Source organism: Microbacterium sp. NPDC087589 (assembly GCF_044743635.1).
GTDB lineage: Bacteria > Actinomycetota > Actinomycetes > Actinomycetales > Microbacteriaceae > Microbacterium.
The window spans coordinates 354,355-369,030 of the sequence record NZ_JBIUWV010000001.1 but is presented as its reverse complement, the minus strand read 5'-3'; the positions used below and the strand labels follow the sequence as shown (position 1 = coordinate 369,030).

General features: G+C 67.5%; 12 protein-coding genes. 6 read left to right on the top strand and 6 right to left on the bottom strand.

Features of this window, described 5'->3' with window-relative positions; all coding sequences use genetic code 11:
* Positions 1 to 26: 26 nt before the first annotated feature.
* A complete protein-coding gene (locus tag ACIOU8_RS01885; RefSeq protein WP_400785270.1) occupies positions 27 to 1,244 on the top strand; it encodes a glycosyltransferase in 1,218 nt (405 codons plus the stop codon).
* Positions 1,245 to 1,263: 19 nt separating this feature from the next.
* Here the strand turns inward: ACIOU8_RS01885 and ACIOU8_RS01880 are convergent, their stop codons facing one another.
* A complete protein-coding gene (locus ACIOU8_RS01880; RefSeq protein ID WP_400785268.1) occupies positions 1,264 to 3,366 on the bottom strand; it encodes a type IIA DNA topoisomerase subunit B in 2,103 nt (700 codons plus the stop codon).
* A gap of 182 nt (positions 3,367 to 3,548) precedes the next feature.
* Here ACIOU8_RS01880 and ACIOU8_RS01875 point away from each other — a divergent pair, with 182 nt between their 5' ends.
* Positions 3,549 to 3,761, top strand: coding sequence for a hypothetical protein (locus ACIOU8_RS01875; RefSeq protein ID WP_042540282.1), 213 nt, complete (start codon positions 3,549 to 3,551; stop codon positions 3,759 to 3,761).
* A 54-nt stretch (positions 3,762 to 3,815) separates the two neighbouring features.
* Here the strand turns inward: ACIOU8_RS01875 and ACIOU8_RS01870 are convergent, their stop codons facing one another.
* Complete coding sequence (locus tag ACIOU8_RS01870; RefSeq protein WP_400785266.1) at positions 3,816 to 4,856, bottom strand: alanine racemase; 1,041 nt, start codon at positions 4,854 to 4,856, stop codon at positions 3,816 to 3,818.
* The gene (locus tag ACIOU8_RS01865; protein ID WP_400785264.1) at positions 4,853 to 5,560 is read right to left on the bottom strand and encodes an alanine racemase C-terminal domain-containing protein; all 708 of its coding nucleotides are present in this window, start codon (positions 5,558 to 5,560) and stop codon (positions 4,853 to 4,855) included. The genes ACIOU8_RS01870 and ACIOU8_RS01865 overlap by 4 nt, the downstream gene beginning before the upstream one ends.
* A 79-nt stretch (positions 5,561 to 5,639) precedes the next feature.
* On the opposite strand from ACIOU8_RS01865, the gene ACIOU8_RS01860 reads away from it, so the two are divergent.
* A complete protein-coding gene (locus ACIOU8_RS01860) occupies positions 5,640 to 6,656 on the top strand; it encodes a sugar-transfer associated ATP-grasp domain-containing protein (protein ID WP_400785262.1) in 1,017 nt (338 codons plus the stop codon).
* 154 nt (positions 6,657 to 6,810) lie between these two features.
* Here the strand turns inward: ACIOU8_RS01860 and ACIOU8_RS01855 are convergent, their stop codons facing one another.
* The 3 genes from ACIOU8_RS01855 to ACIOU8_RS01845 all read right to left on the bottom strand — a co-directional run bounded on the left by ACIOU8_RS01855 (position 6,811) and on the right by ACIOU8_RS01845 (position 9,844).
* Positions 6,811 to 7,503, bottom strand: coding sequence for a coenzyme F420-0:L-glutamate ligase (locus ACIOU8_RS01855; protein WP_400786845.1), 693 nt, complete (start codon positions 7,501 to 7,503; stop codon positions 6,811 to 6,813).
* Entirely contained in the window at positions 7,503 to 8,735 is a 1,233-nt protein-coding gene (locus ACIOU8_RS01850; protein WP_400785260.1) for an RNA polymerase sigma factor, read from the bottom strand. The genes ACIOU8_RS01855 and ACIOU8_RS01850 overlap by 1 nt, the downstream gene beginning before the upstream one ends.
* A 167-nt stretch (positions 8,736 to 8,902) precedes the next feature.
* Positions 8,903 to 9,844, bottom strand: coding sequence for a proteasome assembly chaperone family protein (locus ACIOU8_RS01845; protein ID WP_400785258.1), 942 nt, complete (start codon positions 9,842 to 9,844; stop codon positions 8,903 to 8,905).
* A gap of 103 nt (positions 9,845 to 9,947) precedes the next feature.
* Between ACIOU8_RS01845 and ACIOU8_RS01840 the strand changes: the two genes are divergently transcribed.
* From ACIOU8_RS01840 to sucB, 3 genes are all read left to right on the top strand, one after another.
* On the top strand, positions 9,948 to 11,423 hold the full coding sequence (locus ACIOU8_RS01840; protein ID WP_400785256.1) for a leucyl aminopeptidase: 1,476 nt from the start codon (positions 9,948 to 9,950) through the stop codon (positions 11,421 to 11,423).
* Positions 11,424 to 11,425: 2 nt separating this feature from the next.
* Positions 11,426 to 12,799, top strand: a complete 1,374-nt coding sequence (lpdA, locus tag ACIOU8_RS01835) for a dihydrolipoyl dehydrogenase (RefSeq protein ID WP_400785254.1) — start codon at positions 11,426 to 11,428, stop codon at positions 12,797 to 12,799.
* Positions 12,800 to 12,866: 67 nt separating this feature from the next.
* Positions 12,867 to 14,675: a 2-oxoglutarate dehydrogenase, E2 component, dihydrolipoamide succinyltransferase gene (sucB, locus tag ACIOU8_RS01830; protein ID WP_400785252.1), complete on the top strand. Its 1,809-nt coding sequence runs from the start codon at positions 12,867 to 12,869 to the stop codon at positions 14,673 to 14,675.
* Position 14,676: the final 1 nt, after the last annotated feature.

Sequence of the window (14,676 nt, the reverse complement as noted above, 5' to 3'; positions counted from 1 at the left end):
CACGATAGCCGTCCTATTGTGGTCGAGTGCGCATCGCCATGGTCACCGACTACTACCTGCCCACGCTCGGTGGCGTGCAGACCGTCATCAAGGCGCACCGAGAGGCACTCGAGCATGCCGGACACGACGTCTTCGTGTTCACGCCCCTGGCCGATTCCAGCGATGACCCGCACGTCGTGCGCCTCCCGACAGCTCGAGGCTTCGCACCGGACGGATATCCGTTCGCCTGGCCACCCTCGGCCGTGGCGACGGCGCTCGCTGACGGCCTTCGCGCGCGCGGGGTCGAGCTCGTCCACGTGCACACCGAGATGTTCGCGGCGCTGGGCGGATTCGAGGCGGCGAAGGCTCTGGGCCTACCGGTCGTGCAGACCATGCACGGACGCATCGACGTGTACACCCGCTCGGTGCTGCCGCTGCCCTCGATCACCACGGCGCTGCTCGCGGCCATGCACCGCCGCCGACTGAACCACGACGGCGTGACGGTCGACAGCAGCGCGCCATATGCGAAGACTCGTGCTGCACGGCGCATGTGGCGCCTCATGGTCAGCCAGGCCAACCACGCCGATCGGGTCATAGTGCCCTCGGCCCACTTCGCGGCGAAGCTCTCGGCTCAGGGGGTGCGAACGCCGCTCACCGTGCTCTCGAACGGCCTGGAGGCGACGGTGCTCGACGAGATCGGCGTCGCCCTGCCGCGCACCCTCGCGCCGGGAGAGTCTCTTCGGGTGGTGTGGTGCGGCAGGCTCTCGCCCGAGAAGCGTCCTCAGGTCTTCGTCGACGCCGTGAGACGGATCTCCGGCATCCGAGCCGAGATGTTCGGCGACGGTGTGGCCAGACGTCAGGTCGCCGCGGCGTCGGCCGGCATGCCCGCCGACCGGCTCACGGTGCACGGCGGTGTCGCCCAATCGCGCGTGCTCGAGGCGATGCGGGATGCTCACGTCCTGGTGTCGAGTTCTCTCGACTTCGACAATCAGCCGATGGTGATCCTCGAGGGGATCGCCGCCGGTCTGCCCGTGATCGTCACGGATCCCGACCTCGTCGAGATGCTGCCCGAGGGCGGTGGCGTCGTCACCCGAACGCCGGATGCCGAGGGCCTGGCGGCCGCGATCAGAGAGATGCGCGAGGATCCCTCGCGGCTCACGCGAATGAGCACAGCGGCGATCGCTCATCGGGACAGGATCGCTCAGGACACCCACCGCGACGCACTGTTCGACGTCTACCGAGCCGCTCTGGCTCTGAAGCGCTGAAGGGCTGACGCGCTGACTATCAGGCGTCGATCGATTCGCGCGACAGACGGTCGGACGAGTCGATGATGAACTCGCGACGGGGCGCGACCTCGTTGCCCATCAGCAGCTCGAACACCCGGCCGGCGGCCTCGGCATCCTCCATGCGCACACGGCGCAGCAGGCGTCCGCCACGTTCCATCGTCGTGTTCGCGAGCTGCTCCGCATCCATCTCGCCGAGACCCTTGTAGCGCTGGATCGGCTCGTGCCAGCGCTTGCCCGACTTGCGGAGCTTGGCGAGCAGCGTGTGCATCTCCTGCTCGCTGTAGGTGTAGATCGTCTCGTTGGGCTTGGACCCCGGGTTGATCACGATCACACGATGCAAAGGAGGCACGGCGGCGAACACACGTCCGTCTTCGATCAGCGGTCGCATGTAACGGTAGAAGAGCGTGAGCAGCAGCGTGCGAATGTGCGCGCCGTCTACATCCGCGTCGCTCATCAGGATCACCTTGCCGTACCGTGCGGCATCGATGTCGAAGCTGCGTCCGGAGCCCGCGCCGATCACCTGGATGATCGAGGCGCACTCGGCGTTCGAGAGCATGTCGCCCACCGATGCCTTCTGCACGTTCAGGATCTTGCCGCGGATCGGCAGCAGGGCCTGGAACTCGCTGTTGCGGGCGTTCTTCGCGGTGCCGAGAGCAGAGTCGCCCTCGACGATGAAGAGCTCGCTGCGCTCGACCTCGTTGGTGCGGCAGTCGACCAGCTTGGTCGGAAGCGTCGACGACTCGAGTGCGTTCTTGCGCCGCTGGGTCTCTTTGTGGGCTCGGGCAGAGACGCGGGCTTTCATCTCGGCGACGACCTTGTCGAGCAGCTGCGTGGCCTGGCTCTTGTCGTCGCGCTTGGTCGAGCTGAACCGGGCGGCGAGATCCTTGCGAAGCACCTGGGCGACGATCTGACGCACAGCCGGGGTGCCGAGGATCTCCTTCGTCTGGCCCTCGAACTGCGGCTCGGGGACGTTCACGGTGAGTACCGCGGTGAGCCCGGCGAGGACGTCGTCCTTCTCGAGCTTGTCGTTGCTGCCGACCTTCAGCCGGCGGGCGTTCTGATCGACCTGGGCCCTGAGGACCTTGAGCAGCTCCTGCTCGAAGCCCTGGGTGTGGGTGCCGCCCTTGGGCGTGGAGATGATGTTCACGAACGAACGGGTCGTCGTGTCGTAGCCGGTGCCCCACCGCATCGCGATGTCGACAGCGCAGACCCGCTCGACCTCGGTCGCGATCATGTGGCCGTCGGCCTGCAGGACAGGAACCGTCTCCTTGAACGTGCCCTCGCCCTGGATGCGCCAGGTGTCCGTGACGGGCGCGTCGTTCGCGAGGTACTCGACGAACTCCGAGATGCCTCCGTCGTACCGGTAGGAGGTCTCGAGCGGCTGGCCCTCGACCTCGGAGCCGTTGGCCGCGCGCTCATCGCGGATCACGAGCTCGAGCCCCGGCACGAGGAAGGCGGTCTGACGCGCGCGGGTCACCAGCTCCGTGAGCTGGAACGCGGCGTCCTTCGTGAAGATCTGGTGGTCCGCCCAGTAGCGGATGCGGGTGCCGCTCGTGCCTCGGGGCGCCTTGCCGACCACCCGCAGCTCACTCTTGTCCTGGAACGGCGTGAACGGGGCGTCCGGTCGCTTCTCGCCCTTGTCGGAGAAAAGTCCCGGCTCGCCGCGGTGGAACGACATGGCGTAGGTCTTGCCGCCTCGGTCGACCTCGACGTCGAGGCGCTCCGAGAGGGCGTTGACCACAGAGGCGCCGACACCGTGCAGACCACCGGATGCCGCGTACGACCCGCCGCCGAACTTGCCACCGGCGTGCAGCTTCGTGAAGACGACCTCGACGCCGGTGAGCCCGGTGCGAGGCTCGACGTCGACGGGGATGCCACGGCCGCGGTCGTGCACCTCGACGCTGCCGTCGTCGTGCAGGATGATGTCGATCTTCGAGCCGTTGCCCGCGACGGCCTCGTCGACGGCGTTGTCGATGATCTCCCAGAGGCAGTGCATCAGGCCCGGGGATCCGTTCGAACCGATGTACATACCGGGACGCTTGCGGACGGCCTCGAGTCCTTCGAGCACCTGGAGATGATGGGCGGAATACTCGGCGGTCACAATCTCCGAGTCTATTCGCGATGCCTCTGATCGAGCCGCAGACACTCCCCGCGAGCGGCGAGGACGGGTGCCGTGCGTACGCGCTGAGCGAAACACGCCGCAAACCGGGCATGCGCACAGCGTCAGCGTGGTTGTATTGAACACGCCCAACCAGCGAACCCGACACTCAAGGAGGCACCATGATGAACGCAACGACCGAACGTGAGACCTCCGCCGTCGAGTTCCGCCTGACCGCCATGGATCGCTGTGATTCGTGTGGCGCTCAGGCCTACATCGCCGCCGAGGTCAACGGCTCCGAACTCCTCTTCTGCGCACACCACGGGCGCAAGTACGAAGAGAAGCTCCGCAGCATCGCAACGAGCTGGCACGACGAGACCGCTCGCCTGATCGACTGATCAGCTGCGGTTCGATCCGCCTCGGAGCCCGTCATCTGACGGGCTCCGCATTCGTTAAGGGGTGCTCACCCGGCGGACGCGAGCGGTGAGCCGCGTGAGTATCTCCTCACCGACGGTGTCGATGCGCTCGGCCAGGGTCGTCGCGCTCGACTCGCCGTGCTCGCCTGCGCCGAAGATCCAGACGGAGTCACCGAGCCGCATCTCCGGCCACCCCTCGACCACCGAGGTCGTCGCATCGATGCGCAGAAGTCCGCGGGCCCCGGCGGGCGTGCCGACTCGGGCCCCTGCCAGCGTCGACGGGATTCCGTCGAACGCCCCGATCTCCACCACGGCGTTCCCGTCGACGGTGTCGACGACCGTCGCGGTGAGTTCCGCGACCGGTGTCACCCCCGCGAGCTCCGGGCCATCAGCCGAACGGACTCCGTAGCAGAACGCTCCGATCCGTGACACCGAGCCGCGAAGCTCAGCGCGCCACCAGGAGGCGGCGGATGCCGTCAGATGCAAGGCTTCGGGAGTCGTGCCCGAACGCTCCGCCACTCGCACGGCCTCGAGGAACAGGCTCTGCGCATCGTCGTCCTCGCCGTCGCTCGCCTCGGCGAGATGGCTCCAGATGCCCACGAGCTGCAGGTGCCCTGCGGCCTCACCGGCGCGCACGTCGTCGATGGTGCGGCCCCACTCAGCAGGGAGCAGACCGTTGCGGTGCAGTCCTGTGTCGATCTTCAGATGGATCCGCGCCCGCACACCCCTCCGCTGCGCCACCTCCGTGATGCGCGCCAGGTACTCCGCCGATCCGACTCCCAGGTCGATGTGCGCCCGCAGTGCCTCGTCGATCTCGTCATCGGTCGAAGTTGCCCAGGCGAAGACCCGTCCTGCGTCGCCCAGCACGCGCCTGGTCTCGATTCCGCTGCGGACGTCGTACGCCCCGTACCACTCGACGCGCATTTCCTTCGCGGCTTCCACCGCCCAGCGGAGACCGTGACCGTAGGCGTCGTCCTTCAGCACGATCATCAGAGCCGACTGAGCGATGCGATCGCGTACGGCGCGGATGTTCGATCGGAAACGGTCTGTGTCGACGCGCAGCTCGGGGCGTCTCATGCCTCCCACCCCCGCTCCGCATGGGAGCCGGCGACGGTGATGAGCTCGGCGATCGTGAGTCCCGTCACCGCACCCCACCTCGCAAGTCCGGGTGCGGCAGGTCCGCGTCCTCCGAAGTACGTGGCGTCGGTAGCGGGGACGACACCGGCTGACCCCTGCAGATCGATCACGCAGACATCCATCGCGACACGCCCGATGATCGGACGCTGCACGCCTTCGATCTCGACGTGGGCGGCATTGCCCAACGCACGCACGATCCCCTGCGCGTACCCGCCGGTCACCAGTGCGGCGGTCGTATCACGCGTCGCTCGGTGCGTGTAGCCGTACGAGACCGCGTCTCCGGCCGTGAGCGGCTTGGTCGAGAGCACTCTGCCCACCAGGCGCATCACCGGGGTCGTCCGCAGCGCGCCGTCGGAGTCAGGCAATCCATAGAGCAGGGAGGGGTCGATGTCGGCAGCGCGGTCGGTCACAGCGTCGATGCCCTCCAGTGCCAGCGCCTCGACCTCCGCCGTGCAGTCCACCCGCACGGCAGCCGCGCCGGCCGCGACTACTGCATGTGCGACAGCGAACAGGCCGTGTCCCCAGGCATCCCGGCGGAGGTCGGCCACGCGGCCCCCCGCATCGACCGCGGCGGCCGATGCGGCAGCCAGCGCCGACCGCGAGATCATCGCGCGCGGACGGGAGCTCGATGTCTTCTCACACACGTTTCCAGCCTAGCTCCGCCTTCTCAGGATGCTCTGCGCACCCACCGTAGACTGGAGAGGACCCCGACCTTGGAGATCCATGTCACGCTTTTCCCTCGCGCCCCGCGTCCGCTATCTGCTGGCGCGTGCCCGCCGCATCGACGTCGCCTCGGTCATCGAGAGGGCCAAAGAGGCGTCGTCCCAGCACGGCAAGGCCGTGCCGCTGGTGGTCGTCGACATGCTGTGGTCTGCCGGGCGTCACAACGTCGGGTTCCAGGACTACATCGACTACGACTTCGCGATCCTCACCAAAGCGGAGCGCGACACGTTCATGACCCACCCCGTGTCGAACGAGATCTCGCAGAAGTACGACCACCCCGACTACCGTCACCTCTTCCATGACAAGGCGGAGTTCAACCCCGTCTTCGACGCCTTCCTGAGGCGGGAGTGGATGCTCATCACCCGGGGCAACGCAGACGAGCTACGCGAGTTCACCGAGCGCCAGGGCACGATCGTCGTCAAGGAGACCCACGGCCAGGCAGGCACCGGCGTGCACCGCTACCACGCCGCCGACGTCACGGATTGGGACGCATTCCACGCCGAGCTCCTCTCGAAGAAGCAGGTGCTCGTCGAAGAGGTCATCCGCCAGCACGCCGATCTCGCGGCCGTCTGCCCAGGCACCGTCAACACCACGCGCATCACGGCCTTCTTCGACGGCGAGAAGACGCACATCCTCGCGATGGCGCAGAAGTTCGGACGCGGCGCGGTGAGCGACCAGATGAGCTTCGGCGGCTTCTACACGATGCTCGACGAGAACGGTCACGCCGTGGGCTCCGGGTACGACTCGCACGGCCACGTGCACGTCACGCACCCCGACTCCGGGTTCCCCATCGCCGACTTCCAGCTGCCCATGATGGATGAGGTCCGCGAGTTCGTGGATCAGGTCGCTCGTGTCGTGCCCCAGGTCCAGTACGTCGGCTGGGATGTCGTCGTCACCCCCGACGGACCCGTCCTCGTCGAGGGCAACTGGGGCGCAGGCGTCTACGAGAACAAGCCGAGCGTCACGGGGATCCGCACCGGTCACAAGCCGCGCTACCAGGCCGCGATCGGCTTCTGACTGCGCGCGGACACGAAGAAGGCCCGGATGCCGAAGCATCCGGGCCTTCTTCGCTGTCGTCTGGCTCCCTGAGCCTGTCGAAGGGTCCCTGATCCTGTCGAAGGGTCCCTCTGAGCCTGTCGAAGGGTCCCTGAGCCTGTCGAAGGGCGACGGGTCAGACTTCGCGGACGATACCCATCGGGGTCGACTGCGTCGCCTGTCCGAGCGGGTTGTCGCCGAGTATCTCGACGAGACGACGCTCGCCAGCCTTGTCGAGCGTCGAACCGAGGATGTTGCCGCCGATGTCGTTGATGTCGACGACGGCCACTTCGAGGTTTCCGCCGAGCATCTTCTTCAGGCGCTCCGCGACGCCACGGGGGTCCTTCGGACCGAGCACGACAGCCTGGTTGTACGGCGGGATCGTGTTCTTCGTCGGACCGTCGATCGCACGGGCCTTGTCGCCGGCGATGCGATAGAAATCGCCGCGGCGGCCGAAGGCCTTCGTGATGACCGAGACGCCGGCGGCGAACAGGATCCGCAGAGTGCCGCACTCGCGCAGCGCCATCTCCATGGTCTCGGGCATTCCGAGACCGATGCCGTAAGACGTGCGGACGACGTATCGCGAGAGGAAGCGCGCAAGAGGCCGTGGCGAGATCTCGTCGAGCCGGTACGACCGGCCCTGCGTGATCGCGACGATCTTCTCGGTCACGAACAGCAGGTCGCCCGGCTGGACCGCATCCTTCGCGTACTCCATGACGACCGAGTCGAGGTCATCATCCGGCATGACCACACGCGTCCGCAGCGGGATGCGCGCGTAGCTCTTGCCGTCGACGCTCGTCTCGAGCGCCTTGCCCTCGTTCGCCTGCATCACTCGAGGTAGTCCCGCAGCGACTGCGAGCGGCTCGGGTGGCGGAGCTTCGCCATCGTCTTCGACTCGATCTGACGGATGCGCTCACGCGTCACGCCGAACGTGTCACCGATCTGGTCGAGCGTCTTGGGCTGCCCGTCACCGAGTCCGAAGCGCATCCGGATGACACCGGCCTCGCGCTCGGACAGCGAGTCGAGCAGCTGCTCGAGCTGACGCTGAAGCATCGTGAAGCCCACGGCGTCTGCAGGGACCACGGCCTCGGTGTCCTCGATGAGGTCACCGAACTCGCTGTCTCCGTCTTCACCGAGCGGCGTGTGCAGGGAGATCGGCTCTCGGCCGTACTTCTGCACCTCGACGACCTTCTCGGGCGTCATGTCGAGTTCGCGGCTGAGTTCCTCAGGCGTGGGCTCGCGACCCAGGTCCTGCAGCATCTGGCGCTGCACGCGGGCCAGCTTGTTGATGACCTCGACCATGTGCACCGGGATGCGGATGGTGCGGGCCTGGTCGGCCATGGCGCGGGTGATCGCCTGACGGATCCACCAGGTGGCGTACGTCGAGAACTTGAAGCCCTTGGTGTAGTCGAACTTCTCGACCGCGCGGATCAGACCGAGGTTGCCCTCCTGGATCAGATCCAGGAACTGCATGCCACGACCGGTGTAGCGCTTGGCGAGAGAGACGACGAGACGCAGGTTCGCGCCGAGCAGGTGGCTCTTCGCGCGCTGGCCGTCACGGGCGACCCACTGCAGGTCGAGTCCGAGCTGGCTGGCCTTCTCGGCGGCAGTCATCGTGGAGAGCTTCTCCTCGGCGAACAGCCCGGCCTCGATGCGCATCGCGAGCTCGACCTCTTCGGCCGCGTTCAGCAGGGCGACCTTTCCGATCTGCTTCAGGTAGTCCTTGACAGGGTCGGCGGTCGCACCGGTGATCTGAGTCGAGTAGACGGGCACGTCTTCGTCGTCGTTCGACGAGATGACGATGGCGCCGGTCGGCAGAGGCTCGGTGAACTTCGGCTTCGAGTCCTCGTCGTCCTCCTCGGCCTCTGCGGCGGGAGGAGTCTCGTCGTCTTCGACGATGTCTTCAGCCTTCTTCTTCTTCGCGGGCGCGCGCTTGGCGGCGGCCCGCTGCGCTGCCGTCTTGGGGGCCGGCTTCTCGGCCGCCTCCTCGACGGGAGCGTCGACCTCGGGAGCGTCGGCGGTCTTCTTCGTCCGGGTCTTCTTCGTCGTGGCAGGAGTCACGTTTCGCCTTTCACGGGGCCGCTCGGAGGCCCCGGAGCATTTCGGACACTAGTAAGACCCTTGTCAAGTCCGATCTCCGGAAAGATCGATTGACAACGGGTCAGAGTCCTAGTATCGCACACGTGTGGTCATGCAGGTGCAATCCGCCGAAGTTCGCGTCTTCGACGTCAGCCCCGACCCGGCTTGTCCTCGTCGCCACTGGGACGTGAGGCGAGATAGCGCTCGAGCTCTGCGGCCAGCTCGTCGGCGCTCGGCAGGTCGCGCTCATTGAAGCCACCCTCGTCATAAGACCCGTCCTCCGGGTCACGACCGGCCATGTACGCGTCGTAACGGCGCTCGAGCCCCTGCACCATCTGCTGCAGCTCGTCGTTTCCGAGCACCTGTTCGTCGACTCGGGTGAGGTAGTCCTCTCGGCGCTCCTGCACCTCGTCGAGCAGGATCACGAGGCCGGTCGCCGCCATCAGCTTCTCAGCCGCGGCGATCACGGCATCAGGGTTCTCGGTCTCGGCGAGATAGTGCGGCACAAGCAGGACGAAGCCGACGACGCGGTCCCCGTGCTCGGCGAAGCGGAACTCGAGGAGATGGCCCGCGGTCGCCGGCACCTGAGTGCGCGGACGCCAGACCGAGTGCGCCACAGTGAGCTCGCGCCTGTTGCCGCTCACCGTCGTTCCGATGGGGCGCGTGTGCGGAACAGGCATCGCGATCGAGTGCACCCAGTTGAGCCCGGACACCTCGAACTCGTCGGCGAGTTCGAGCACGGTGCGTGCGAACTCGTTCCATGCGAAATCCGGCTCGTAGCCGGCGAGGAGGAGGAACTTCTGGCCGAGCGCATCCGTCGCGAGCGACAGCTCGAGCCGCGCGGGGCGGAACTCGGTCAGGTGGTCCTGATCGAACGAGATCACAGGGCGACGCGCGCGGTAGTCGAGCAGCACGTCGTTGTCGAACACTGCGACCGGCTGAGGAGAGGTCGTCTCTCGAAGGTGCTCGATGAGCCCCGAGACCGCGTTGCCCGCGTCGGTGAAACCCGTCAGGAGCAGGACAAGGGGCAGTCCGCGCGGCACGACCGGCGCGTTCGCTACACGTTCATGGATCTCTCCGGAGAAGGGCATGAGTCAATGCTACGAGCAGCGTCGGACGGCCGGGCGGTGACCTTCAAGCTGAGAGCGAACACCCGCTCGGCGACCAGACGCGCGACCAACCTAGGATGGAGTCATGACGCTTCCCGCGCTCTCGCGCACCTCAGATCAGTTCCCCGGAAGCGCTGCAGACGCCGCAGTGCTCGTCATCCCCGAGATCTCGGACTCCACGGAGGCCGTGAACGGCTATCCGGGACTCGCCGAATCATTGCAGGGCATCGGCTTCACCGGTTCGGCGTCGGCCTTCACCCGTGCGTACGCTCCCGAGGTCACGACACTGCCGTTCGCCGTCGTCGGCGCGGGACGTAGTCCGGACGCCCAGGCCGTACGCAATGCGGTGGGCACGGCGCTCCGTTCGCTGACCGGGTTCGAGGCGGTGTCCGTGGCCCTGGCTCCGGGTCTCGAGGACTTCGCAGCCGCCGCCGCGGAGGGCGCGGTGCTCGGCGGTTACCGGTTCGACGGCTACCGCACGGACCCGGGCAAGAGCCGCGCATCGTCGGTTCTGCTGCATGCTGACCTCGATGCCGCCGCCCTCGCCAAGTCGATCGCCGTCGGCGAGGCCATGGCCCTGATCAAGGACCTGGTGTTCGTGCCCGCAGAATGGCAGAGCCCCGCCCAGCTCGCTCAGAGCGCGGCAGACAGCGTCGAGGGCCTGGCAGACGTGACCGTGGAGGTCCTCGACGAGGACGCACTCGCAGAGCAGGGCTTCGGCGGCATCCTCGGCGTCGCCCAGGGCTCCGACAGGCCGCCCCGCCTCGTGCGGCTCGACTACGCACCTGCGAACGCCACGCGCCACATCGCGCTCGTCGGCAAGGGCATCACGTTCGACGCCGGCGGGCTCTCGCTCAAGCCGGCAGCCTCGATGGTCGGGATGAAGTTCGACATGGCGGGTGCCGCGACGAGTGTCGCCGCGCTGCGCGCGATCGCCGCGCTCGGCCTGCCGGTGCACGTCACCGCCTGGCTCTGCATCACCGACAACATGCCTTCAGGGCGCGCGCTGCGTCCGGGCGACGTGATCCGCATCCTCGACGGCACGACCGTCGAGGTCCCGAACACCGATGCCGAGGGCCGCCTGGTCATGGCCGACGGCCTCGTGGCCGCCAGCCGCGAGAACCCCGACGTCATCATCGACGTCGCGACTCTCACCGGGGCGATCGTGATGGCACTGGGCCACCGCCACACCGGTGTGTTCGGTGACGACGACGCGGTCGCCGAGTTCCTCGCCGCGACCGATGCAGCCGACGAACTGGCCTGGCACATGCCGCTCCCGACGTACATGGAGGACTCACTCGACTCCCCCATCGCCGACATGCAGAACGCCAATATGAGCGATCGCATGGGCGGAGCGTCGTATGCCGGGCTCTTCCTGCGGCGATTCGTCGGCCGCGTCTCGGAAGACAAGGACGCGCCCCGCATCCCGTGGGTGCACCTCGACATCGCCGGTTCCGGTGAGCACAACGGTGCACCGTACGGCTTCACCGACAAGGGCCCCACAGGAGCGATGGTCCGATCGATCATCGCGTTCGCCGAAGCATCCCACAAGGAGGCATGACCATGACCACGCACACCTTCGACATCGTCGTCCTGGGCGGAGGCAGCGGCGGATACGCCGCGGCCCTGCGTGCGAGTGAGCTCGGCAAGTCCGTCGCGCTCATCGAGAAGGACAAAGTCGGTGGCACGTGCCTGCACCGAGGCTGCATCCCGACCAAGGCGCTGCTGCACGCGGCAGAGGTCGCCGAGCACGTGCGGGACGCTGCGCATGTCGGCATCTCGGCGACTCTGGACGGCATCGATCCTGCAGGCGTCCGCGCCTACCGCGAGGGAATCGTCGCCAAGAAGTACAAGGGTCTCGAGGGCTTGGTCAAGGCTCGCGGCATCACCACCGTCGCGGGCTTCGGCCGCCTCACTGCCGACCGCTCGGTGAGCGTGGGAGACGACGTGTACGTCGGCACAGACGTGATCCTCGCCACCGGCTCGTACAGTCGGACTCTCCCCGGGCTCGAGATCGGCGGCCGGATCCTCACCAGCGAGCAGGCGCTGTCGCTCGATGTGATCCCCGAGCGTGTGCTGGTGCTCGGTGGCGGCGTCATCGGCGTCGAGTTCGCCAGCGTGTGGCGGTCGTTCGGCACCGAGGTCACCATCATCGAGGCGCTGCCCCACCTCGTCCCGAACGAGGACATCGCGATGAGCAAGGGACTCGAGCGGGCGTTCCGCCGCCGTGGAATCCAGTATTCCCTCGGCGTCCGCTACCAGAGCGCGACCCAGGACGACGGCTCCGTCACCGTCACGCTCGAGGACGGCAAGGAGTTCACCGCGGACTACCTGCTCGTCGCCGTCGGTCGCGGACCCGTCACGGCCGACCTCGGCTTCGAAGAGGCGGGGGTGACGCTCGATCGCGGCTTCGTCACGGTCGATCAGGACCTCCGGACCGGCGTACCCGGGCTGTGGGCAGTGGGCGACATCACTCCCGGGCTGCAGCTCGCGCACCGCGGATTCCAGCAGGGCATCGCCGTCGCAGAACGCATCGCAGGTCTCACGCCGGTGAACGTCCCCGACATCCAGATCCCGAAGGTCACCTACTCGAGTCCGGAGGTCGCCTCCGTCGGCGTCACGGAGGAAGCGGCCGTCGCAGAGCACGGCACGGACGCCGTGGTGGCATACGAGTACAACCTCGCCGGAAACGGCAAGAGCGAGATCATCGGCACCGGCGGACTCGTGAAGGTCGTTCGGCTCAAGGACGGCCCGGTCATCGGCGTCCATCTGCTCGGCGACCGAGTGGGCGAACTCATCACCGAGGGCCAGCTGGCCGTCGCGTGGGAAGCCCACCCCGAGGACATCGCTCCCCTGATCCACGCGCATCCCACGCAGAGCGAGGCGCTCGGAGAAGCCTTCCTCGCCCTCGCGGGAAAGCCGCTGCACGCCCTCTGAACACCAACCGGTGAACAGTTCACTAAGCTAGACACGCGTCATTTAACTTCTTGAAGGAGACTCAGTCATGAGCACATCCGTCGTCCTCCCCCCTCTCGGCGAGAGCGTCACAGAGGGCACCGTCACCCGCTGGCTCAAGCAGGTGGGAGACACTGTTCAGGCGGATGAGGGCCTGCTCGAGATCTCGACCGACAAGGTCGACACCGAGATCCCCTCGCCTGTCACCGGTGTCATCGAGGAGATCCTCGTCGCCGAGGACGAGACCATCGAGGTCGGCGCGCTGCTCGCGCGAATCGGCGACGGCAGTGCAGCTGCTCCGGCCGACGACGCTCCCGCTGCCGCGGCGCCCGCCGCAGAGGAAGCCGCTGAGCCCGCCGCGCCGCAGGCCGAGGCTCCCGCAGAGCCCGAAGCCGCCGCGCCCGCTGCCGCCGAAGAAGCCCCCGCAGCCGCAGCCGCAGCAGCACCCGCAGGCGACGCCACCGACATCGTTCTCCCCGAACTCGGCGAGAGCGTCACCGAAGGCACCGTCACGCGCTGGCTCAAGCAGATCGGCGACACCGTCGAGGTCGATGAGGCTCTGCTCGAGATCTCGACCGACAAGGTCGACACCGAGATCCCGTCTCCCGTCGCCGGTGTGCTCCAGGAGATCGTCGCAGGTGAAGACGAGACTGTCGAGGTGGGCGCTGTGCTCGCTCGTGTCGGGTCCGGAACCGCTCCGGCTGCTCCCGCAGCAGAGGCGCCGGCTCCTGCCGCGCAGCCGTCTGCTGCCGAGGCTCCCGAGGCGAAGGAATCCGTCTCGGAGGCACCCGTCGACAAGCCCGCCGAGCGACCTGCTGCTGAGGCGCCCGTGGCTGCTCCCGCACAGGCAGCTCCTGAGCAGGCCACCGGCGGCGCCGCGGCTGCTCCCGCTCCGGCTCCGGCTCCGGCTCCGGCTCCGGCCGAGTCGAAGCTCTCGCTCCCGACCGAGACCGACAGCCTGTACGTGACCCCGCTCGTGCGCCGTCTGGCTTCGCAGCAGGGCGTCGACCTCGCCAGCGTCACCGGCACCGGTGTCGGAGGACGTATCCGCAAGGAAGACGTGCTCAAGGCAGCCGAGAGCGCATCGTCCGCTCCTGCTGCGGCCGCCGCTCCTTCTGCCCCCGCTCCGCTCGAGGTCTCGCCGTTGCGCGGCACCACCCAGCCGATGTCGCGCCTGCGCAAGGTTCTCGCCAAGCGCGCCGTCGAGTCGATGCAGCAGACGGCTCAGCTCACGACGGTCGTCGAGGTCGATGTGACCGCTCTGGCGGAGTACCGCGACAGCGTCAAGGCCTCGTTCCTCGAGAAGACCGGCGACAAGCTGTCGTTCCTGCCGTTCTTCGCCCTGGCAGCCGCAGAGGCGCTGCGCGCCTTCCCGATCGTGAACGCGACGGTAGACGGAGAGAACATCGTCTACCCGGAGTCCGAGAACGTGTCGATCGCGGTCGACACCGAGCGCGGCCTGCTCACGCCGGTTCTGCGCGACGCCGCGTCGAAGAACATCGCGGAGATCGCGCACGAGATCGCTGATCTCGCCGCACGCACGCGAGACAACAAGCTGAAGCCCGATGAGCTCGCCGGCGGCACGTTCACGCTGACCAACACCGGTTCGCGTGGCGCGCTGTTCGACACTCCGGTCGTGTTCCTTCCGCAGTCGGCCATCCTCGGCACCGGAACGGTCGTCAAGCGCCCCGGTCTGGTCAAGGTCGGCGGCGCGGATGCCATCGCCGTCCGCTCGTACGTGTACCTCGCTCTCTCGTACGACCACCGCATCATCGACGGAGCTGACGCCGCCCGCTTCCTCGGCGCAGTGAAGGCCCGCCTCGAGTCGGCGCAGTTCGCCGCTCAGCTCGGAGCCTGAC